This is a genomic window from Sphingomonas azotifigens NBRC 15497 (genome assembly GCF_002091475.1).
In the GTDB taxonomy this organism is placed as follows: domain Bacteria; phylum Pseudomonadota; class Alphaproteobacteria; order Sphingomonadales; family Sphingomonadaceae; genus Sphingomonas; species Sphingomonas azotifigens.
The window spans coordinates 58,208-78,941 of sequence record NZ_BCTR01000011.1; the positions used below are offsets into that span (position 1 = coordinate 58,208).

At 67.4% G+C, this 20,734-nt stretch carries 17 protein-coding genes; 16 read left to right on the top strand and 1 reads right to left on the bottom strand.

What is annotated here, in order from left to right:
- The first annotated feature begins 5 nt into the window (after window positions 1-5).
- From SAZ01S_RS05210 to SAZ01S_RS05265, 12 genes are all read left to right on the top strand, one after another.
- Window positions 6-617 carry an NADH-quinone oxidoreductase subunit J gene (locus SAZ01S_RS05210; RefSeq protein ID WP_084580735.1) on the top strand — a complete coding sequence of 204 codons (612 nt, stop codon included), beginning with the start codon at window positions 6-8 and terminating at the stop codon, window positions 615-617.
- Window positions 614-919 (top strand): NADH-quinone oxidoreductase subunit NuoK, encoded by a 306-nt coding sequence (gene nuoK, locus SAZ01S_RS05215; RefSeq protein ID WP_084580737.1) that lies wholly within the window; start codon window positions 614-616, stop codon window positions 917-919. Before SAZ01S_RS05210 ends, nuoK begins: the two co-directional genes overlap by 4 nt.
- Complete coding sequence (gene nuoL / locus SAZ01S_RS05220) at window positions 919-2,988, top strand: NADH-quinone oxidoreductase subunit L (RefSeq protein WP_084580739.1); 2,070 nt, start codon at window positions 919-921, stop codon at window positions 2,986-2,988. Before nuoK ends, nuoL begins: the two co-directional genes overlap by 1 nt.
- Before the next feature lie 7 nt (window positions 2,989-2,995).
- Window positions 2,996-4,561: an NADH-quinone oxidoreductase subunit M gene (locus SAZ01S_RS05225; RefSeq protein ID WP_084580741.1), complete on the top strand. Its 1,566-nt coding sequence runs from the start codon at window positions 2,996-2,998 to the stop codon at window positions 4,559-4,561.
- Window positions 4,561-6,018 carry an NADH-quinone oxidoreductase subunit NuoN gene (gene nuoN, locus SAZ01S_RS05230; RefSeq protein ID WP_084580743.1) on the top strand — a complete coding sequence of 486 codons (1,458 nt, stop codon included), beginning with the start codon at window positions 4,561-4,563 and terminating at the stop codon, window positions 6,016-6,018. The genes SAZ01S_RS05225 and nuoN overlap by 1 nt, the downstream gene beginning before the upstream one ends.
- A gap of 5 nt (window positions 6,019-6,023) precedes the next feature.
- Window positions 6,024-6,719, top strand: coding sequence for a biotin--[acetyl-CoA-carboxylase] ligase (locus SAZ01S_RS05235; RefSeq protein ID WP_084580745.1), 696 nt, complete (start codon window positions 6,024-6,026; stop codon window positions 6,717-6,719).
- 19 nt (window positions 6,720-6,738) lie between these two features.
- A complete protein-coding gene (locus tag SAZ01S_RS05240) occupies window positions 6,739-7,521 on the top strand; it encodes a type III pantothenate kinase (RefSeq protein WP_084580747.1) in 783 nt (260 codons plus the stop codon).
- On the top strand, window positions 7,522-9,159 hold the full coding sequence (locus SAZ01S_RS05245; RefSeq protein ID WP_084580749.1) for a ribonuclease J: 1,638 nt from the start codon (window positions 7,522-7,524) through the stop codon (window positions 9,157-9,159).
- 9 nt (window positions 9,160-9,168) lie between these two features.
- Window positions 9,169-9,429: a DUF1467 family protein gene (locus tag SAZ01S_RS05250; RefSeq protein WP_084580751.1), complete on the top strand. Its 261-nt coding sequence runs from the start codon at window positions 9,169-9,171 to the stop codon at window positions 9,427-9,429.
- Between the two features lie 59 nt (window positions 9,430-9,488).
- Window positions 9,489-9,881 carry a hypothetical protein gene (locus tag SAZ01S_RS05255; RefSeq protein ID WP_084580753.1) on the top strand — a complete coding sequence of 131 codons (393 nt, stop codon included), beginning with the start codon at window positions 9,489-9,491 and terminating at the stop codon, window positions 9,879-9,881.
- Window positions 9,882-9,988: 107 nt separating this feature from the next.
- A complete protein-coding gene (locus SAZ01S_RS05260) occupies window positions 9,989-11,545 on the top strand; it encodes an alkaline phosphatase D family protein (RefSeq protein WP_084580755.1) in 1,557 nt (518 codons plus the stop codon).
- 12 nt (window positions 11,546-11,557) lie between these two features.
- Complete coding sequence (locus tag SAZ01S_RS05265; protein ID WP_084580789.1) at window positions 11,558-13,360, top strand: pectate lyase-like domain-containing protein; 1,803 nt, start codon at window positions 11,558-11,560, stop codon at window positions 13,358-13,360.
- Here the strand turns inward: SAZ01S_RS05265 and SAZ01S_RS05270 are convergent.
- Window positions 13,351-14,574 carry an MFS transporter gene (locus SAZ01S_RS05270; protein ID WP_084580756.1) on the bottom strand — a complete coding sequence of 408 codons (1,224 nt, stop codon included), beginning with the start codon at window positions 14,572-14,574 and terminating at the stop codon, window positions 13,351-13,353. The genes SAZ01S_RS05265 and SAZ01S_RS05270 overlap by 10 nt on opposite strands.
- 262 nt (window positions 14,575-14,836) lie before the next feature.
- On the opposite strand from SAZ01S_RS05270, the gene SAZ01S_RS05275 reads away from it, so the two are divergent.
- The 4 genes from SAZ01S_RS05275 (at window position 14,837) to SAZ01S_RS05290 (ending at window position 20,731) form a co-directional block, all read left to right on the top strand.
- Window positions 14,837-17,797: a TonB-dependent receptor gene (locus tag SAZ01S_RS05275; RefSeq protein ID WP_245824623.1), complete on the top strand. Its 2,961-nt coding sequence runs from the start codon at window positions 14,837-14,839 to the stop codon at window positions 17,795-17,797.
- A gap of 92 nt (window positions 17,798-17,889) precedes the next feature.
- Window positions 17,890-18,624: a SapC family protein gene (locus tag SAZ01S_RS05280; RefSeq protein ID WP_084580760.1), complete on the top strand. Its 735-nt coding sequence runs from the start codon at window positions 17,890-17,892 to the stop codon at window positions 18,622-18,624.
- On the top strand, window positions 18,617-19,648 hold the full coding sequence (locus SAZ01S_RS05285; RefSeq protein ID WP_084580762.1) for a cupin-like domain-containing protein: 1,032 nt from the start codon (window positions 18,617-18,619) through the stop codon (window positions 19,646-19,648). The genes SAZ01S_RS05280 and SAZ01S_RS05285 overlap by 8 nt, the downstream gene beginning before the upstream one ends.
- A gap of 27 nt (window positions 19,649-19,675) precedes the next feature.
- Window positions 19,676-20,731 carry a LacI family DNA-binding transcriptional regulator gene (locus SAZ01S_RS05290; RefSeq protein WP_084580763.1) on the top strand — a complete coding sequence of 352 codons (1,056 nt, stop codon included), beginning with the start codon at window positions 19,676-19,678 and terminating at the stop codon, window positions 20,729-20,731.
- The last annotated feature ends 3 nt before the right edge of the window (window positions 20,732-20,734 follow it).

A 20,734-nucleotide genomic window follows, 5' to 3' on the forward strand; every position in this document is an offset into this window, starting at 1 on the left:
ATTCCGTGATCCAGCTTCTCGCCTTTTACCTGTTCGCGATCATCGTGTGCGTCTCTGGCGCATTCACGATCCTGTCGCGTAACCCGGTACATTCCGTCCTCTGGCTCATCCTGGCGTTCTTCAACGCCGCGGGCCTGATGGTGCTCGTGGGCGCCGAATTCATCGCCATGCTGCTGGTGATCGTCTATGTCGGCGCGGTCGCGGTGCTCTTCCTGTTCGTCGTGATGATGCTCGACATCGACTTCACCGAGCTCCGCGCGGGCGTGATGAAGTATGCCGCTGTCGGCGCGCTGCTCGCGCTGGCGCTGGTCGCCGAGATCATCGTCGCGGTGGGCGCCTGGAGCGCCGGCACGCTGGCGCTCGGCCGCCGCGTCGCCCCGGTGGCGGACGGCGTGCCGAACATCGAGGCGATCGGTGCGCTGCTCTACACGCGCTATCTGTTCGTGTTCGAGGGCGCCGGCCTGGTGCTGCTCGTCGCGATGATCGGTGCGATCGTGCTGACCTACCGCAAGCGCAGCGACGTGCGGCCGCAGAACATTGCGCGCCAGAACGCCCGCCGCGCCAAGGACGCCACCCGTAACATGAACCCGGCGGTCGGGCAGGGGATGGAGCTGTGATCTCGCTAACCCATTATCTGGTCGTCTCGGCCATCCTGTTCACCATGGGGGTGCTCGGCATCTTCATGAACCGGAAGAACCTGATCGTCATCTTGATGGCGATCGAGCTGATCCTTCTGGCGGTGAACCTCAATCTCGTCGCCTTCTCGTCGTTCCTCGGCGATCTGGTCGGCCAGGTGTTCGCGATGTTCGTGCTGACCGTCGCCGCCGGTGAGGCCGCGATCGGCCTTGCGATCCTGGTCATCTATTTCCGCGGTCGCGGCACGATTTCGGTCGACGACGTCAATCGGATGAAGGGCTGATGTCGTCCATTCTGATCATCGTATTCCTGCCGCTCCTCGCGGCAGCCGTTGCGGGGCTCGTGAACAAATCGTTCGGCGCCGCGCTGCCCAAGATCGTCACCACGGGCTCGCTGTTCGTGGCGTGCGGCCTGTCCTGGCCGATCTTCCTCTCCTACCTCAGCGGCTCGGCCGCGCCGACGGTTACCCCGGTGCTGCACTGGATGACCTCGGGCACGATGAGCTTCGCCTGGGAACTGCGCGTCGACGCGCTGACCGCGGTGATGCTGGTGGTGGTCACCAGCGTCTCGGCGCTCGTCCACCTCTATAGCTGGGGCTATATGAGCGAGGAGCCGGACCAGCCGCGCTTCTTCGCGTACCTGTCGCTGTTCACCTTCGCGATGCTGATGCTCGTGACCGCGAACAACCTGGTGCAGATGTTCTTCGGCTGGGAAGGCGTGGGTCTCGCGTCCTACCTGCTGATCGGCTTCTGGTTCCGCAAGCCCAGCGCCAACGCCGCGGCGATCAAGGCCTTCGTGGTCAACCGCGTCGGCGACCTCGGCTTCATGCTCGGCATCTTCGGCGTGTTCCTGGTGTTCGGCACCGTCGACATTCCGACGATCCTGGCGGCGGCGCCGAACCATGCGGGTTCGACGATCGGCTTCCTCGGCCACCGCTTCGACACGATCACCGTGCTCTGCCTGCTGCTGTTCGTCGGCGCGATGGGCAAGTCGGCCCAGCTCGGCCTGCACACCTGGCTGCCGGACGCGATGGAAGGCCCGACCCCGGTGTCGGCGCTGATCCACGCCGCGACCATGGTGACCGCGGGCGTGTTCATGGTCTGCCGCATGTCGCCGCTGTTCGAGCAGAGCGCGGTCGCGATGCACGTCGTGATGGTGATCGGCGCGGCCACCTGCTTCTTCGCCGCCACCGTCGGCACGACGCAGACCGACATCAAGCGCGTGATCGCCTATTCGACCTGTTCGCAGCTCGGCTACATGTTCTTCGCAGCGGGCGTCGGCGCGTACGGCGCGGCGATGTTCCACCTGTTCACGCACGCCTTCTTCAAGGCGCTGCTGTTCCTCGGCGCCGGCTCGGTTATCCACGCGATGCACCACGAGCAGGACATGCGCTATTATGGCGGCCTCTGGAAGAAGATCCCGCTGACCTACACGGCGATGATGGCGGGCACCCTCGCGATCACCGGCGTCGGCATCCCCGCGCTGTTCGGCAATCCCGTCGCGTTCGGCTTTGCCGGCTTCCACTCGAAGGACGCGATCATCGAGGCGGCCTTCGCCTCGGGTAACACCGGCGTGTTCTGGGTCGGCGTGGTCGTCGCGCTGCTGACGAGCTTCTACTCGTGGCGCGTGGTGTTCCTGACCTTCCACGGCAAGCCGCGCTGGGCCGCTTCGGAGCACATCCAGCATGCGGTGCACGATGCGCACGGCCATGGTCATGACGATCATGCGCACGCGCACGCCGCGCACGGCCATGACGATCACCACGCGCACGATCACGGTGACGGCACGGCGGGCTACCACCCGCACGAGAGCCCGCTGGTCATGCTGATCCCGCTGATCCTGCTGTCGATCGGTGCGGTTGCCGCCGGCTTCGTCTTCCACGGCTTCTTCATCGAGCCGAGCGCGGGCGAGACCTATTGGCACGGCGCGCTGGCCTTCAACGAGCATCTGATGCACGCGATGCATGAAGTGCCGGTGTGGGTGAAGCTCTCGGCCACGGTGGCGATGCTGCTGGGCCTGGGCACCGCGATCTTCGCGTACATCGTTTCGCCGGGCTTCCCGGCGGCCTTCGCCGAGCAGGTGCGTCCGCTGTATCTGTTCCTGCTCAACAAGTGGTATTTCGACGAGCTCTACAACCTGCTCTTCGTGCGTCCCGCATTCGCCATCGGGCGGCTGTTCTGGAAGCGCGGCGACGAGCAGACGATCGACCGGTTCGGCCCCAACGGCGCGGCGCGCCTGGTGCAGTTCGGAAGCTTCGGGGCCGTCAAGCTGCAATCGGGGTATCTCTACACCTATGCCTTCGTCATGCTGATCGGGCTCACCGCCGCGCTCACCTGGGTCATTGCGAGGTGATGGAATAATGACCGGCTTTCCGATCCTTTCCGTCCTGCTCGCGGTGCCTGCGGTTGCCGCAGTGCTCTGCCTGTTCGTGGGCGCCCAGGGCGCCCGCTGGACGGCGCTCCTCGCGACGCTCGTCAACCTGGCGCTGGGTGCCTGGCTCTGGACGCAGTTCCAGCATGGCGACGGTGCCCCGCAGTGGCAGTTCGTCGAGCATGTCACGCTGTTCAAGATGGGCGGCGCCGAGTTCTCCTGGGCGCTCGGCATCGACGGCTTCGCCTTCCTGCTGATCGAGCTTTCGCTGTTCCTGATGCCGATCTGCATCGGGGCGAGCTGGCTCTCGGTCACCAAGCGCGTGCCCGAGTATATGGCGGCGTTCCTCGCGACCGAAGTGCTGATGATCGGCACCTTCGCCGCGCAGGACCTGTTCCTGTTCTACGTCTTCTTCGAAGGCGGCCTGATCCCGATGTACCTGATCATCGGCATCTGGGGCGGCGTGAACCGCATCTATGCGTCGTACAAGTTCTTCCTGTACACGCTGCTCGGCTCGCTGCTGATGCTGATCGCGATGATCGCGATGGTGCTGAACACGGGCACCACCTCGATCCCGGTGCTGATGGCGCATGACTTCCCGGCCAACTGGCAGACCTGGCTGTGGCTGGCCTTCTTCGCCTCGTTCGCGGTGAAGATGCCGATGTGGCCGGTCCACACCTGGCTGCCCGACGCGCACGTGCAGGCGCCGACCGCGGGCTCGGTCATCCTGGCGGGTGTGCTGCTGAAGCTCGGCGGCTATGGCTTCCTGCGCTTCTCGCTGCCGATGTTCCCGGTCGCGTCGGTACAGTTCATGTGGGTGGTGTTCGCGCTGTCCTGCGTCGCGGTGGTCTACACCTCGCTCGTCGCACTCGTGCAGAGCGACATGAAGAAGCTGATCGCCTATTCGTCGGTCGCGCACATGGCGATCGTCACCATGGGTCTGTTCGCCTTCAACGCGAACGGCATCGACGGTGCGATGATGGTGATGCTGGGCCACGGCGTCGTCTCGGGTGCGCTCTTCCTGTGCGTCGGCATCATCTATGATCGCCTGCACACCCGCGAGATCGACCGCTATGGCGGCCTGGCGATCAACATGCCGCGCTATGCCGTGCTGTTCCTGCTGTTCACCATGGCCTCGATCGGCCTGCCGGGCACCAGCAACTTCGTCGGCGAATTCTTCAGCCTCGCCGGCGTGTACCAGGTCTCGACCTGGACCGCGCTGATCGGCACCACCGGCATCATCCTCGGCGCCGCCTATATGCTCTACCTGTTCCGTCGGGTGGTGTGGGGCGACCTGACCAAGGACGATGTGAAGGCGATGCCGGACCTCGACGGCCGCGAAGTCGCGATGCTGGTGGCGCTGGCTGCCGTGGTCCTGTGGATGGGCGTGTACCCGACCAGCTTCACCGCACCGATGCGCGCCGACGTCGCGCGGCTGACGCAGCGCCTCGACAGCGCCGCGCACACCCTGTCGATCAGCGACTCCAAGCCCACGCCGGGTTCGCCGCAGGCGGCACCCACCCATGAAGCCTCCGCGCACGAGGGGGCGCACTGATGTCCTATTCCATGCAACTCCTCATGACGCTGCCCGAGCTGGTGCTCGCGGCGGGATCCATCGTCCTGATGCTGGTCGCTGCCTTTGGCGGCCAGGCATCGACCAAGCTGGTGAGCTGGGCCTCGGTGGCGCTGCTCGCCGGCGCCGGCATCGCGCTGGCGGGCCCTGCCTCGACCGGCGGCGTCGCGTTCGGTGGGCTGTTCCGCGCGGATGCGTTCGCGACCTTCGCCAAGGTGGTGATCTATGTCGCCGCCGCGGTGTCGATCCTGATCGCGCCGAACTTCTTCCAGCGCACCTCGGGCGAGGATCTGCGTCCGGAATATCCGGTGCTGATCCTGCTCTCCACGGTGGGCATGGGCATGATGGTGTCGGCGGGCGACCTGCTGACCCTCTATGTCGGCCTCGAACTGCAGAGCCTTTCGGCGTACATCCTCGCCAGCTTCATGCGGCGGGACACGCGTTCGGCGGAAGCGGGCCTGAAGTATTTCGTTCTGGGCGCGCTGGCCTCGGGCATCCTGCTCTACGGCATCAGCCTGGTCTATGGCTTCGCCGGTACGACGTTGTTCGGCGGCATCGCCGAAGCCTATAGCGCCGGCACCAGCGGCGGCCAGCATACCGGTCTGCTGTTCGGCCTGGTCTTCGTGTTCGCGGGGCTCGCCTTCAAGATGTCGGCGGTGCCGTTCCACATGTGGACGCCGGACGTGTACGAGGGCGCGCCGACCCCGGTCACCGCCTATTTCGCTTCGGCGCCCAAGGTGGCGGCGGTGGCGATGGCGGTGCGCGTCGCGGTCGACGCGATGGGGCCGGCGATCTTCGAATGGCGCCAGATCGTGATCTTCGCGTCGCTCGCGTCGATCATCTTCGGTGCGGTGGCGGCGATCGGCCAGACCAACATCAAGCGGCTGCTTGCCTATTCGTCGATCAACAATGTCGGCTTCGCGCTGATCGGCCTCGCCGCCGGCGGTGAGGAAGGCGTGGCGAGCGTGCTGCTCTACATGGCGATCTACGTGATCATGACCATCGGCGGCTTCCTGGTGGTGCTGCAGATGCGCGGCGAGGACGGCGAGCCGATCGAGACGATCGCGAGCCTCTCGGGCATGTCGCGGACCCGCCCGGGTCTCGCCGCGGCGCTGGCGATCTTCATGTTCAGCCTTGCCGGCATCCCGCCGCTGCTCGGCTTCTTCGCCAAGCTGGGCGTGTTCATCGCGGCCGTGCATTCGGGCCTGATCGTGTTCGCAACGGTCGGCGCGGCGGCCTCGACGATCGGTGCCTATTATTACCTCAAGATCGTCAAGACGATGTACTTCGACGATCCGGCGCCGGCCTTTGCCGGCAAGACCAACTTCGTCGAGGGCGGCCTGATCGCGATCAGCGCGGTGGTGATCTCGCCGGTGGGCTGGCTCGTCCTGGGGGCGATGGGCACCTGGTCGCTGGTCGCTGCGAAGGCGCTGTTCTGACGCCTGTGATCCGGACCGTCGCCGAGACGGGATCGACCAATGCCGACATCCTTTCCCTGGCGCTCACGGGCGCCGGGGAAGGGCTGTGGCTCCGGGCCGAACGCCAGACCGCCGGCAAGGGCCGGCAGGGGCGCGCCTGGGTTTCGCCTGCGGGCAATCTTTACATCTCCACGCTGGTCCGGGTGCGCCCGAGCGATCCGTCGCCGGCGACGCTGGCGTTGCTCTCGGCCGTCGCGTTGGAAGAGGCGGTGCGCGCGTTCGGCGTATCGCCGATGCTCAAATGGCCCAACGACCTGCTGGTGGAGGGCGCCAAGCTCTCCGGCATCCTGCTCGAGCGGGCGGGGGATGCGATCGCGGTCGGCATCGGCGTCAACCTCGCGGCGGCGCCCGAGGGGCTCGACCGCGCCGCGACGAGCCTCGCCGCGCAGGGCGTCACCGTCGCCCCCGACATTTTCGCCGAGGTGCTCGCCGAGAGCTTCGGCCGCTGGCTGGAGCGCTGGCGGGGCGAAGGCATGTGGCCGGTGCGCGAGCGCTGGCTGGCCAAGGCGCATCCCGAGGGTACCGCGCTCACCGCCCGGCTCGCCGACGGATCGAGCTTCGACGGGCTGTTCGGCGGGCTGGATTCGAGCGGGGCGCTGATCCTGCGCTTGGCCGACGGCACGACCCGTGCCATTCACGCGGGCGACGTGTTCCTGCTGTAACGAGGAAGAGGGAAGGGCGATGCTGCTCGCGATCGACGCCGGCAATACCAATGTCGTGTTCGCGCTGGTGGACGGCGGCGAGATCCGCGCCCGCTGGCGCATCGCCACCGATCCACGCCGCACCGCCGACGAATATGCGGTGTGGCTCAGCCAGTTGCTGGCGCTGGAGGGTTTCGATCGTAGCGCGGTGAGCGGGGTGATCGTCGGCACGGTGGTGCCGCGCGCGCTCCACAATCTCGAGGTGCTCGCCAGCAAATACTTCAAGACCGAGGCGGTGATCGCCGGCAAGGGCAGCGCCGAATGGGGCTTTGCGCTCGACGTCGACGAGCCGCAGAATCTCGGCGCCGACCGTGCGCTCAACGTGCTCGCCGGCCATGCCCGCCACGCGGGCGACCTGCTGATCATCGATTTCGGCACCGCGACCACCTTCGACGTGGTCGATTATCGCGGCGCCTATAAGGGCGGGATCATCGCGCCGGGCATCAACCTCTCCCTCGACGCACTGGTGACCGCCGCCGCCAAGCTGCCGCGCATCGCCATCTCCGCGCCGGACAGTGCCAGCGTGATCGGTCGCAATACGGTCGATCAGATGCATATCGGCATCTACTGGGGCTATATCGCGATGATCGAGGGGCTGGTCGCGCGGCTCAAGGCCGAGGTGGGTCGGCCGTCCAAGGTTATTGCGACGGGTGGGCTGGCGATTCTCTTCGAAACGCATACATCGGTGTTCGATACGATCGAGCCCGACCTCACCATCCAGGGCTTGGCGATGCTGTGGGAACGCAGCCAGCAAGGAAATTAAGTGACCCCAAGAAACGAACTGCTCTTCCTCGCCCTCGGCGGCTCGGGCGAGATTGGCATGAACGTCAATCTCTATGGCTGCGACGGCAAATGGCTGATGGTCGATTGCGGCATCACCTTTGGCGATGCCAGCTATCCGGGCATCGACGTGATCCTGCCCGATCTCCAGTTCATCGAGGACCGGGTAGACGACCTGCTCGGCATCGTGCTGACGCACGGGCATGAGGACCATATCGGCGCGCTGCCCTATCTCGCCGCCGATCTCGGCGTGCCGCTCTATGCGACGCCGTTCACCGCCGGCCTGATCCACGGCAAGCTGGCCGAGGAAGGGATCGAGGACCGCATCGAGCTCAACGTCGTCAAGGAAGAGGGGCCGTTCGACATCGGCCCGTTCACGATCACCTACACCCCGCTCGCCCATTCGATCCCCGAGGGCAATGCGGTGCTGATCGAGACGCCGTACGGCAAGGTGTTCCACACCGGCGACTGGAAGCTCGACGAGGCGCCGTCGCTGGGCGGTTCGGCGACTGCCGAGGAACTTACCGCGATCGGCGACAAGGGCGTGCTCGCGCTGGTGTGCGACTCGACCAACGTGTTCAATCCCGAAGCCTCGGGCTCGGAAGCGGACGTGCGCAAGGGCCTGGACGAAGTGGTCGCCGGCGCCAAGGGCCGCGTGCTCGTCACCACCTTCGCCTCGAATGCGGCGCGGCTGCAGACGCTGGGCGAAGTCGCGCGCGATACGGGGCGCGAGCTTTGCGTCGCCGGGCGCTCGCTCGACCGCATCATCCGCGTCGCCAAGGCGACCGGCTATCTCCGCGACTTCCCCGAGCTGATCGATTTCGACAAGGCGATGACGCTGCCCGCCTCGCGCGTGCTGATCGTCGCCACCGGTGGCCAGGGCGAGCCGCGCGCGGCGCTCAACCGCATCGCCGAGGGCAGCCATGTGCTCAAGCTGCACCAGGGCGACCTGGTGGTGTTCTCGTCGCGCCAGATCCCGGGCAATGAGATCGCGATCGGCAAGATCATGAACACGCTCGCCGACAAGGGCGTCGACATCATCACCGACCGCCAGGCCTTCGTCCATGTCTCGGGCCATCCGGGTCGGCCCGAATTGGCCGAGATGTACAAGTGGATCCGGCCGGAGATCATCGTGCCGGTGCATGGCGAAATCCGCCACATGCACGAACAGGCCCGCTTCGCGCTGTCGCAGGGCGTGCCCAGAGCGGTGCAGCAGCAGAATGGCGAGATCATCCGCCTCGCGCCCGATGGTCCCGCCAAGATCGGCCATGCGCCGGTCGGCCGCCTCGTGCTCGACGGCGACGTGATCCTCCCCGCCGACGGCGCGACGATGGGCGAGCGGCGGCGGATTTCGCTGTACGGCCAGATGTCGGTCGCGGTGGCGATCGACCGCAAGGGCAAGCTGCTCGGCGCGCCGCAGATCCGCGTCCAGGGCGTGCCGGTGGAAGAGGACCGCGAGGACCTGATCGAAGCCGCCGCCGATGCCGCCGTCGAGGCGGTGAAGAAGGACTGGCGCGACCGCGAGAAGCTGCGCGAGTCGCTGCGGCTCGCGGTGCGGCGGGTGGCGGTGCGCTTCACCGGCAAGAAGCCGGTGGTGGACGTGCTGCTGATCGAGGCGTAACTTGCAGCCATGAAGTGGCAGTCGGCGCTCGCGATCTATACGCTCTTCTGGGCGATGTCGGTGTTCTTCGTGCTGCCCTTCGGGGTGCGGACCAGCGAGGAGGCGGGCGTGCCGCTCGTCCCCGGCCAGGCGCCGAGCGCGCCGCACAGCTTCAACCCAACGAAGATCGTGGTGCGCACCACGATCCTCTCGGCGGTGCTGTTCACCGCCTTCTACCTCAACTATGTCTATGGTTGGGTGACCGCCGACATGCTCGACTGGACGCGCTAACCGCAGGTAAAACAAGCTTGAGTCGTCGTTAGCTCGGTTCGGCTGCCTATAAGAGCCGGATGGAAGACTTGCGCCGCTACCACGCCCAGATGCTCGCCGCGCTCGACGAACTCGAGCAGCTTACCCATGCCGCGACTTGCGACGACAAGGCGGTGATGGCGGTGCGCTACCGCCTCACCCGCGCGAGCAGCGCGCGGCGGCGCGAAGTGGTGGCATTGTGCGAGCAACTGATCGCCGCGGGGAAGACGGATCCGGCGCTGCTATCGCTGCGGGACGCGACCAATGTCTCGCGCGCCACGTCGAGCAGCCATATCGGCACCTGGACGCTGCGGCAGGTGATGGCGGACTGGCCCGGCTATGTCCGCGCCTCGGCGATCATGCGGGCCTCGCTGCGGCGCGAAGTCGCGCGCGAAGAGGCCGTCCTGCGCACCTACTTCGTGCCGACCATGTGAACGTTCACATTTCTGTCATCATGGCTTGTCATTCGGCGCATGACAGGTTTGCATCACCCCGCTGACGCGAGGCCGGTGCCTGCCGCATCGTGCAAGGGAGACGGGACATGCAAAGTACACGACGCGAGCTTCTGTTGGGAGGCGCCGGCGCCGCGCTGCTGATGGGCGCGCCCGCAATCGTGCGCGCGCAGCAGATCTTCCGCGCCTATCCGTTCACCCTCGGCGTGGCCGCCGGCGACGCCGCGTCCGACGGTTTCGTACTGTGGACGCGACTGGCGCCCGAGCCGCTGGAGCCGCATGGCGGCATGCCGATGGCGCCGATCGCGGTGCGCTGGGAAGTGGCGAGCGATCCCGCCTTCAAGACGATCGCGGCGCAGGGCGACGCACTCGCCCGCCCCGAGCTCGGCCATTCGGTCCATGTCGAAGTCGCCGGGCTGCAGCCGGACCGGCCCTATTGGTACCGCTTCACCTGCGGCCGCGAGCGCTCGATGCCCGGCCGGGTGAAGACGCTTCCCGCGGCGGGCGCCTCGGTGGCGAAGACGCGGTTCGTGGTGGCGGGATGCCAGCATTACGAACAGGGGCTCTACACCGCCTATGGCCATGCGGCGCGCGAGGACGCCGATTTCCTGTTCCACTATGGCGATTATATCTACGAGGGGCGGAGCTCGCCGATCAACTTCGATTATGGCGGCGCGCCGCGGCCGTTCATCCGCGCGCATGTCGGCGAGGAGCCGTTCAGCCTCGACGATTATCGCCGCCGCTATGCCCAATACAAGACCGACCCCGATCTCCAGGCGGCGCACGCCGCGACCGGCTGGTACGCGACCTTCGACGACCATGAGGTGCAGAACAACTGGGTGAGTGACCGCGACCAGAACGGCACCCCGCCCGAGGCGTTCCTGCTGCGCCGCGCCGCCGCCTTCCAGGCCTGGTACGAGCATATGCCGGTGCGGAGCACCGCAATCCCGAAGGGCGGCGCGATCCAGGCCTATCGTCGTGCCCGCTTCGGCGACCTGCTCGACCTGCACCTGCTCGACACCCGCCAGTTCCGCACCGACCAGCCCTGCGACGACGGCTTCAAGCCGCGCTGCGCCGGCTGGGACGCGGCCGATGCGCAGGTGCTCGGCAGCACCCAGGAGGCGTGGCTGGCCCGTAACCTTGCCGAAGGCAGGGCGCGCTGGAACGCGATCGCCCAGCAGGTGATGATGATGCCGCTCGATCGCCGGATGGACGGCGAGCCTGCGCCGATCCGCAACATGGACAGCTGGGGCGGCTATGACCGGCCGCGCGAGCGGCTGTTCGCCAGCTTTGCCGGTCACGGCAATGTCGTGGTGCTGACCGGCGACGAGCACCAGAACTATGCCGGCGAGCTGCGTACCCGCGCCGGCCAGGGCGAGGCGGTGGCGGTGGAGTTCGTCTCCACCTCGATCAGCTCGGGCGGCGACGGCGCGGATGTCCGCTACGGCAGCGACAAGATCCTCGCGGGCAACCCGTATCTCAAATATATGAACGACCGCCGCGGCTATCTGCTGTGCGAGGTCGGTCGCGATCAGTGGCAGGCGCAGTTCCGCACCGTCGACCAGGTGACCCGGCCCGGCGCGCCGGTGAAGACGGCACGCACCGCGATCGTACCGCATGGCCGGGCCCAGCTCGACTTCGCCTGACGGGAGCGGTTGTTGGAAGCAGAGCAGGGGGGCTGCCGTCCCGATGCCGGCCGGCGCGCGGTGATCCGCTGCGCCGGCGGCGCGGGGCTGGCGGCAGTGGCGGTGGCAGCGGGCATGGCCCAGCCGATAGATGCGGAGCCGAACATGGCGGCGGGGGCAGCGCCCGATTTCGGGCCCAATGTGCTGGTGCTGGATCCGTCCATGCCCGGGCGCGAGATCCAGGCGGCGATCGACGCGATCTTCGCCTGCCAGGAAGCAGCGCATTTCACCGATCGCCGCTATGCGATCCTGTTCCGGCCGGGGCGCTATACCGCCGATGTGAAGGTGGGCTTCTTCACCCAGGTCCTCGGCCTGGGCGGACGGCCTGGCGCGGTGACGATCGACGGCCATGTCCGCGTCAATGCCGACTGGCTGAAGGGCGACGCGCTCGCCAATTTCTGGCGTGGTGCCGAAAACCTCACCGTACGGCCGCCCGAGGGGTGGGATCGCTGGGCCGTCTCGCAGGCTGCGCCCTATCGGCGCATTCACATGCTCGGCGACCTCGTGCTCGACGATGGCGGTTCATCGAGCGGCGGCTTCCTGGCCGATTGCCGGATCGAGGGCACCGTCCATGCCGGCAGCCAGCAGCAATGGTATAGCCGCAGCAGCCGGATCGGCGGGTGGAAGGGCGTCAACTGGAACATGATGTTCCAGGGGGTCGAAGGAGCGCCCGCGACCAGCTTCCCAAGGCCGGCGGTGACCACCCTGTTGCGGGTGCCGCTGCTGCGCGAGAAGCCCTTCCTGCAGGTGGATGGCGAGGGGCGCTGGTCGGTGTTCGTGCCGGCGCTGCGTCGCGATGCCGAGGGGCCGAGCTGGGCATCGGGGACGACCGCGGGCGTCGCGATCCCGCTGACGCAATTCTTCATTGCCAAGCCCGGCATGGACGCGGCTACGCTCAACGCGGCGCTGGGCGAGGGGCGGCACCTGCTGTTCACGCCGGGCGTCTACCGGCTCGATGCGCCGATCCGGGTGCAGGGGGCCAATCGGGTACTGCTCGGCATCGGCCTCGCCACGCTGCAGGCCCTGGCGGGGACGGCGGTGCTCGAGATCGACGACGTGCCCGGGGTCACCGTCGCCGGGTTGATGATCGATGCCGGGGCGACGCGCTCGCCGGTGCTGGTGCAGGTGGGCCCGCGCGGTTGCACCGGCGATCATCGCCAGAATCCGCTGCTGCTCGCCGATCTGTTCTTCCGCGTCGGCGGGGTCGAGGTTGGCAAGGTGGAGACCTGCCTGGAGATCAACAGCCACCATGTCCTTGCCGACCATCTGTGGATCTGGCGGGCCGATCATGGCGATGTCGACGGCACCCGCGTCCATGTCGGCTGGGAGGAGAGTACCGGCGATCAGGGGCTGGTGGTCCATGGCGACGACGTGACGGTCCATGCGCTGTTCGTCGAGCATTTCCAGCGCTACCAATGCTGGTGGCGCGGCGAGCGGGGCCGCACCTATTTCTACCAGAACGAACTGCCCTATGATCCGCCGGACCAGGCGGGCTGGATGGCCGGGCCGGCGCGCGGCTGGGCGGCCTATAAGGTTGACGACACGGTGCACGCGCATCTCGCGGTGGCACTGGGCGTCTATGTCTATTTCCGCACCAATCCGGCGGTGGTGCTGGACAGCGCGATCGAGGCACCGCGGCGGCCGGGCGTGCAGTTCCGGCATGTGACGACGATGTCGCTGGGCGGCGGCGTCGGCACGATCGCCCATCTCGTCAACGATGCGGGCGAGGCGGCGCGGCCCGGCGCGGTGCTGCAGCGGCTGCTCGCCTATCCCTGAGCCGGCACGGGCTCGCGGACCAGCAGCATTACCAGCCCGCCGCCCAGGGTGAGGGCGGCGAGCAGGAACAGGAGCGGGGCAAAGCTGCCCGGCGTTGCCACTGCCCAGGCGATCGCGGTGCCGACCAGCGCGGGCAGCGTGTTGGTGAGATTGAGGATGCCGAGGTCGCGGCCGCGATGCCGTTCGCTCGGCAGTTCCTGCATCCAGAAGGCACCGTGCAGCGCCATGAACAGCTGCGCGCCGACGCCATAGACCAGGAACCCCGCCACCGCGACCGGGCGGCTGGCGGCGAACCCCATCAGCACGAGGCCGCCGGCGGTAACTGCCGCGGAGGCCAGCAGGAACGGCTTGCGACGCCCAATCCGGTCCGACAGGCGGCCGAGCAGCAGCGTGCACGGCAGCGGCAACAGATAGGCGAGCACCAGCGTGCGACCGACGAAATCGGCGGCGCGCAGCGCATCCTGCCGGGGCGGCAGGTCGGCGAAATAATAATAGAGATACAGCGTCAGCCCGTTGCCCGCCGCCTGCAGCAGCAGGCGCGCGATCCAGGCGGCGGCCAGGTTGCGCCGGGCCTGGGCGCGCGGCAGCGGCGTGGGCTGGGGCGGCAGCCGGCGCGCGGGCGAGAGGGCGAGCGGCGCGATCAGCAGCGCGATCCCGAGCGACAGCAGGCCGAGGCGACCGTGCTCGGCCAGCCCCGGCAGCTGGACCAGCGCCCAGGCGCTCGCCGCCCCGATCGGATTGGCCAGCGCGAGCAGGCCGCCGGTAAAGCCCTTCTGCGCATCGGGGATCTCGTCGGCCATCAGCGCCAGCAGCGGCGCGAGCACGGCATTGGCGGCACATTGCACCGCGATCACCGCGAGCAGCACCTCCAGCGGCGAATCGGCGCGTGCGAAGTCGGCATAGGCGAGCGCCAGGCCAAGCGTGCCGAGCAGCAGCCAGCGCCGCCGGCCGCCGCCGCGCGCTACCGATCGATCGCTCAGCCAGCCAAAGCCGATATTGGCGGCGATCGCGGCGATGGTGCCGATCAGCGCGACGACGGTGAACAGGTTCAGCCGGCCAGCCCCGGCGACTGTCTCCACCTTCATCGGCAGGAAGACGGTGAACAGCGGCAGATAGCCGATCGTGCCGCCGGCATTGGCAAGGGCGAACAGCAGCAGGAAACGCCAGGGGCGCGCGCTGCTGTCGGCATAGGCAGGGGCAGGGCGCGCGCTCATGGCAGTGCGGCAATAGAGGCTGTTGCCGGCCGTGCCAACGCCGTTCGCGGCAATGCCCCCGTCTTCGGTAGCTCCTGCGACGTCCTCGAACGATGGTCGGGTAGATGACAGTTATGAGAACGATTCCGGCGCAAAATACTACGAAAATGTGACTTGTTGACCCCGCAACGAATGCTTGTATGTGAACGTTCACATCATGGAGGGGCCATGATCATGCAAATGGCGGGGAGCCAATATGACACGTGAACATGCAAGGAAATCGATGCTTTGGCGGGCGGGGATCTCGTCGCTGGCGCTGCTGGCGATGCCGGGGATTGCTGCGGCGCAGAACAGCAGCGATTCGCCCGAGACCGAGGCGAACAGCGACATCGTGGTCACCGGTATCCGCGCCAGCTTGCGCGAATCGCTGGCACTCAAGCGCGACGCGCAGGGCGTGGTCGACGGCATCACCGCCGAGGACATGGGCAAGTTCCCGGACACCAACCTCGCCGAATCGCTCCAGCGCATCACCGGCGTATCGATCGATCGTTCGATCGGCGAAGGGTCGACCGTTACCGTGCGCGGCTTCGGCCCGAACTATAACCTGGTGACGCTCAACGGCCGCCAGATGCCGACCTCGACGCTGGACGGCGGTGCCACCGCGCCGACCTCGCGCCTGTTCGATTTCGCCAATCTCTCGTCGGACGGCATCGCCGCGGTGGAGGTCTACAAGACCGGCCGCGCCGACATCGAATCGGGCGGCATCGGCTCGACGATCAACATCCGCACGCCGCGCCCGCTCGACAAGCCGGGCCTGCACGGCAGCTTCGCCGTCTCGGGGATGTACGACAGCTCGGGCAACAAGCGCACCACGCCGATCACCCCGGAAGTCTCGGGCATCGTCAGTGACAGCTTCCTCGACGATCGCATCGGCATCCTCGTCACCGGCACCTATCAGAAGCGCAAGGCCGGCAACAACGAAGCCTATGTCGGCTGGAAGAACGGCCGCACCGGATCGGACAAGTCGGGCGAACTCGCCCAGCCGGGCGATCCGCGCTATGCCAACATCAACAATCGCCCGACCGGCGACCAGATCTACACCGTGCCGCAGAATGCCGGTATCGGCATCAACGACATCGAGCGTGAGCGGATCAACGGCCAGGCGGTGCTGCAGTTCAAGCCGACCGACACGATCACCGGCACGATCGACTATACCTATTCGCGCAACCGCGTGACCGTGCGCAGCAACAGCATCGGCGTCTACTTCAACAACAACGACACCGTCAGCCAGTGGACCAGCGGCGCGGTGGCGAGCCCGGTCTTCTACACCGAACGCTTCAAGGCGAGCGAAGGCAAGGACGTCTCCTACGTCAGCAACCTCAGCGCCAACCAGAGCGAGAACAACTCGATCGGCGCCAACCTCCAGTGGAAGCCGGAGGGCGCTTTCTCGTTCGAGCTGGACGGCCATCACTCGACCGCCAAGTCGGGCCCGACCAACAAATATGGCACCAGCACCTCGGTCAGCACCGCCATCTTCGGCGCGGCCAGCCAGACGATCGACTTCACCCATTACATGCCGGTGCTGTCGATCACGATGCAGCCGGGCATCGACCTGCTCGACGCCTCGCGTATCCAGGCGACCGGCAATTCGTTCCGCAACGGCATGTTCCGCGACGAGATCAACCAGGGCCAGTTCAAGGGCCGCTGGGAGCATGGCGGGCTGCTCGACAGCATCGATTTCGGCGTTTCCTATGTCGATAACAAGGTCCGCTCCGCCTATGGCTATCTCCAGAACAACACCTGGGGCGGCGCCGGCCCGGCTTCGGACCTGCCCGACAGCCTGTTCACGATCGCGACCATCCCCGACAAATATCCGGGGCTGAAGACCGATGGCAGCCTGCTGATCCAGAAGATCTTCACCAAGAATTTCGAAAGCCTGGTCGGCAATCTTCAGAGCCTCTACAAGGTCTGCTCGAAGCCGCAGAGCGGCACGCCGCTGGGCCCCGACACCTGCCTGGCGCAGTACACCGTCGATCGCCACATCGAGGAACAGACGCTCGCGCCCTACCTTCAGGCGAACGTGAAGTTCGACGCGTTCGGCCGCCCGGGCCACTTCTATGCCGGCGTGCGCTACGAGAAGACCTGGATCGATTCGTCGGCGCTGGTGCCGGTCGCGACGGGAACCAAGTGGGTCTCGGCGAACGAGCTCAACGTCGTCTATTCGGGCAAGAGCGACTACACCACGCTCAGCGGTTCGTACCAGAACTGGCTGCCCTCGTTCGACTTCGACATCTCGCCGCTCAAGGGCGTCAAGCTGCGCGCGTCCTACGGCCACACCATCGCGCGTGCCGACTATGGCAGCCTGCAGGGCGGCCAGACGATCGACTCGCTGTTCCGAGTCGATGGCGGCACCGGCAGCCAGGGCAATCCGGGGCTGCTGCCGTACAAATCGAAGAACCTCGATTTCTCGGCCGAATGGTACTACCAGCCGGACAGCTACATCTCGGTCGGCTATTTCCACAAGTCGGTGGTGAACTTCATCGGCACCGGCCAGGTGAAGCGTCCGGTGTTCGGCCTGACCAACCCCGCCGATGGCCCCCGCTACAAGGCGGCGATCGCGGCGTTGGGCGCGGCGGCGACGTCGAACGATATCCGCCAGTATATCTTCAAGAACTACCCCAACTCGGTAGTGATCACCGGCGGCACGCCGGGCGCCTATACCGGCGACATTCTCGGCCTGCCCGAGGACAATCCGGTGCAGTTCACCGTCAACACGCCGGTCAACAACAACCAGACCGCCAACGTCCATGGCTGGGAATTCGCGCTCCAGCACGCTTTCTGGGACACCGGCCTGGGCATGATCCTGAACTACACGATCGTCGATGGCGACGTGCACTACAAGAACAACATGCCCGCGACGGTGAACCAGTTCGCGCTGGTCGGCCTGAGCGATACCGCCAACGTCATCGGCTATTACGACAAGAACGGCATCCAGGCGCGCGTCGCCTATAATTGGCGTGCCGAGTTCCTGTCGGGCGCGGGCTCGAACCCGAGCTATACCGAGCCCTATGGCCAGGTGGACGCCAGCGCGAGCTGGGAAGTGCGCCCGCGCACGACCCTATTCGTCGAAGGCATCAACCTGACCGGCGAAGGCCGCCGTGCGCACCAGCGCACGGACCGGTACGTGACCGTCACCGCACCGGGCTATGCCCGCTACACCGCGGGCGTTCGCTACCGCTTCTGACGACCGGGGGCCTTGCGGCATCGCTGCCGCAAGGCCCTTCCGCCCCGCCGCGCGACGTGCCAACGCCGCCGGCGGGTAAACGGGGACCTTGCATGACCGACCATCAGCTCGTGACCATCGACGATCATCGCGCGATCCGGATCGACCGCCGGCGTGGCGCGGCGCTGGGCGATTCGGTGCAGCTCTGCCTGGTGGTGCCGGAAGAGTTCCGACAGGTGCAGAACGCCTATCCGATCCTGTTCCAGCGTACCGCCGCGCGCGACGGCTTCCAGGCGGTGGCGCTGTTCGGTTTCGCGCCGGACGAAAACCTCTATCTCGACGGCGAGCGCTGGGACGCGCCCTATCTGCCGCTCGCAATGGCGACGCGGCCCTTCCTGATCGGCCCGCCGCCCCCCGGCGGCAGCGACCTCCAACTGCATCTCGCCGTGGCGAGCCCGCGGGTGCTGGCGCCCGGCGATGCCGGCTATGAGTCGGCCTCGCCGCTGTTCGACGATGCCGGCGCACCGAGCAGCTATCTCTCGGCGGTGTTCAACGGCCTTGCCCGGCTCGATCGCGGCTACCGCGCCGGACCCGATTTCTTCGATGCGCTTGAACGCCATGCGCTGCTCGAGCCGGTGTCGATCCGCTTCGAGGATGCCCAGGGCAATGCCCGCCAGATCGTCGACTTTCACGGCATCGACGAGGAGCGGTTCGCGGCGCTGGACGGCGACGCGCTGGGCGAGCTCCACCGCAGCGGCTATCTCTTGCCGATCACCATGGCGCTGGCGTCGCTGGCCAATCTCGGCCCGCTGATCGCGCGCCTGCAGCGGCGGCACGCCGATGCCTGAGGCGGCCGACCTGTTCGACGGGCTGAAGCCGGTGCCCGAGATCGCCGTGGCGGACTGCTGGGCGCTCGATCACGCGCTCGCGGCGTCGGCGGAGCCGTTCGTGGTGCGCGGGCTGGTCGCCGACTGGCCGCTGGTCGCGGCAGGGCGCAAGGGCCCGGCGGCGACACGCGCCTATCTTGCCGGCTTCGCGCGCGATACCGATTTCACCTATGCCGAAGGCGCCCCGGGCGCCGGCGCGCGGATCTTCTACGATGCAGCGATGGCGATGAACCATCAGACCCGCCGCGCGCGTATCGCCGACATCTTCGCGCGCATCGACGCCGACGAAGGCAAGGCCGACGCACCGCTCCGCTACATCGCCTCCACCGATGTGCCGCGCTTCTTCCCCGGGCTGGGCGAGGCGAACCCGATGCCGCTGGGCCCGCGCGAGGGGCTGGCCGCGACGATCTGGATCGGCACTGCCACGCGCGTCGCCGCGCATTGCGACGAGCCGGACAACATCGCCTGCACGGCGGTGGGGCATCGCCGCTTCACGCTGTTTCCTCCGGACCAGTTCGCCAATCTCTATCCCGGCCCGCTCGACAACACGCCCGGCGGTCGCGCGATCAGCATGGTCGACTTCCACGCGCCCGATTTCGCGCGCTTCCCGAAGTTCCGCGAGGCGCTGCGCCATGCCCGCACGGTGGTGCTGGCGCCCGGCGACGCGCTGCGCATTCCCAGCCTGTGGTGGCACCATGTCGAGGCGCTCGACGGCTTCAACGTGATGATCAACTATTGGTGGCGAACGCGCCCCGCCTGGCTCGCCGAGCCGAACGATGCCGTGCTGATGGCACTGCTCGCGATCCGCGACCTGCCCGCGGCCGAGCGGGCGCATTGGCGCCAGGTGATGGAGCATTACGTCTTCGCGCCCGGCGGGGCGGTGACCGCGCACATCCCGGAGGGCGGGCGCGGCGTGCTTGACCCGCTGACGCCGGAAACCGCAGGACAATTGCGCGCCTATCTGTTGCGGCAGCTAAGCCGCTGAGCAAAGTAGAAGAGGAGGGGAATTTCTATGTCTCGCAGGCGCCAGTCCGTGACGATCCGCCATGTCGCGGCCGATGCCGGCGTCTCGCTGCAGACCGTCAGCCGGGTGATCAACAAGGAGCCCGGCGTGCGGCCGGAGATGCTCCACCGGGTGCAGGCGTCGATCGCCAAGCTCGGCTATGTGCCCTCGCTCGCGGCGCAGCGGATGAGCGGGTCGCGCTCCTATCTGATCCTCGCGCTCAACGATCGCGAACGCACGATCGCCGACTGGCGCGCGCGCGAGGGCCGTGACTGGGTCGACCAGATGCTGCTCGGCGGCATGCTGGCCTGCGCGGCGCATGGCTATCGCATGATCGTCGAGCTGATCGATACCCAGAGCGACCAGATCGAGCGTGAGCTGGGGGCGGCGCTCGCCGCGCTCCAGCCCGACGGCGCGATCCTGACGCCGCCGCATTCGCAGAACCCGGTGATCCTGCGGCTGCTCGCCGACAAGGGCATCGAGATCGCGCGGATCGGCTCGCTGGCCGAGGGGCCGGGGCACAAGCTGAGCCAGGACGATCGCGGCAGCGCCCGGCTGGCGACCGAGCATCTGCTGGCGCTCGGCCATCGCCGCATCGGGTTCATCGCCGGGCCCGACGAATATGAACTGAGCGCATGGCGCGTCGAGGGCTGGCAGGCGGCGATGGCGGCCGCCGGGCTTTCGGCCGACGGGCTGCTCGAGACCGGTGACTTTTCCTATGGCACCGGGCTGGCGGCGGCGCGTGCGCTGCTCGACCGCGCCGCGGTGACCGCGATCATCGCCGCCAACGACCAGACCGCGCTGGCCGCGCTGGCGGCGGTGCGCGGACGGGGGCTGAGCGTGCCCGAGGACGTATCGCTGATCAGCTTCGACGATACCCCGATCGTCCGCTTCGCCAGCCCGGCGCTCACCGCCGTGTCGCAGCCGATCGCCGACATCACCGCCAAGGCGGTCGAGCGGATCATCGATGCGTGCGCGGGGCGCGCGCCGGTTTCGGCCGAGCCGGTGGTGCTCCCCTCCAGCCTGATCGTCCGCGAATCGACCCGCCGCCCCCCGGCGCGCTGATCG

Bases quoted from the DNA above. Each gene is read 5' to 3' on its own strand.
- nuoL (WP_084580739.1), top strand. From the start codon at position 919: ATGTCGTCCATTCTGATCATCGTATTCCTGCCGCTCCTCGCGGCAGCC.
- SAZ01S_RS05225 (WP_084580741.1), top strand. From the start codon at position 2,996: ATGACCGGCTTTCCGATCCTTTCCGTCCTGCTCGCGGTGCCTGCGGTT.
- nuoN (WP_084580743.1), top strand. From the start codon at position 4,561: ATGTCCTATTCCATGCAACTCCTCATGACGCTGCCCGAGCTGGTGCTC.
- SAZ01S_RS05240 (WP_084580747.1), top strand. From the start codon at position 6,739: ATGCTGCTCGCGATCGACGCCGGCAATACCAATGTCGTGTTCGCGCTG.
- SAZ01S_RS05250 (WP_084580751.1), top strand. From the start codon at position 9,169: ATGAAGTGGCAGTCGGCGCTCGCGATCTATACGCTCTTCTGGGCGATG.
- SAZ01S_RS05255 (WP_084580753.1), top strand. From the start codon at position 9,489: ATGGAAGACTTGCGCCGCTACCACGCCCAGATGCTCGCCGCGCTCGAC.
- SAZ01S_RS05260 (WP_084580755.1), top strand. From the start codon at position 9,989: ATGCAAAGTACACGACGCGAGCTTCTGTTGGGAGGCGCCGGCGCCGCG.
- SAZ01S_RS05270 (WP_084580756.1), bottom strand. From the start codon at position 14,574: ATGAGCGCGCGCCCTGCCCCTGCCTATGCCGACAGCAGCGCGCGCCCC.
- SAZ01S_RS05275 (WP_245824623.1), top strand. From the start codon at position 14,837: ATGCTTTGGCGGGCGGGGATCTCGTCGCTGGCGCTGCTGGCGATGCCG.
- SAZ01S_RS05280 (WP_084580760.1), top strand. From the start codon at position 17,890: ATGACCGACCATCAGCTCGTGACCATCGACGATCATCGCGCGATCCGG.
- SAZ01S_RS05285 (WP_084580762.1), top strand. From the start codon at position 18,617: ATGCCTGAGGCGGCCGACCTGTTCGACGGGCTGAAGCCGGTGCCCGAG.
- SAZ01S_RS05290 (WP_084580763.1), top strand. From the start codon at position 19,676: ATGTCTCGCAGGCGCCAGTCCGTGACGATCCGCCATGTCGCGGCCGAT.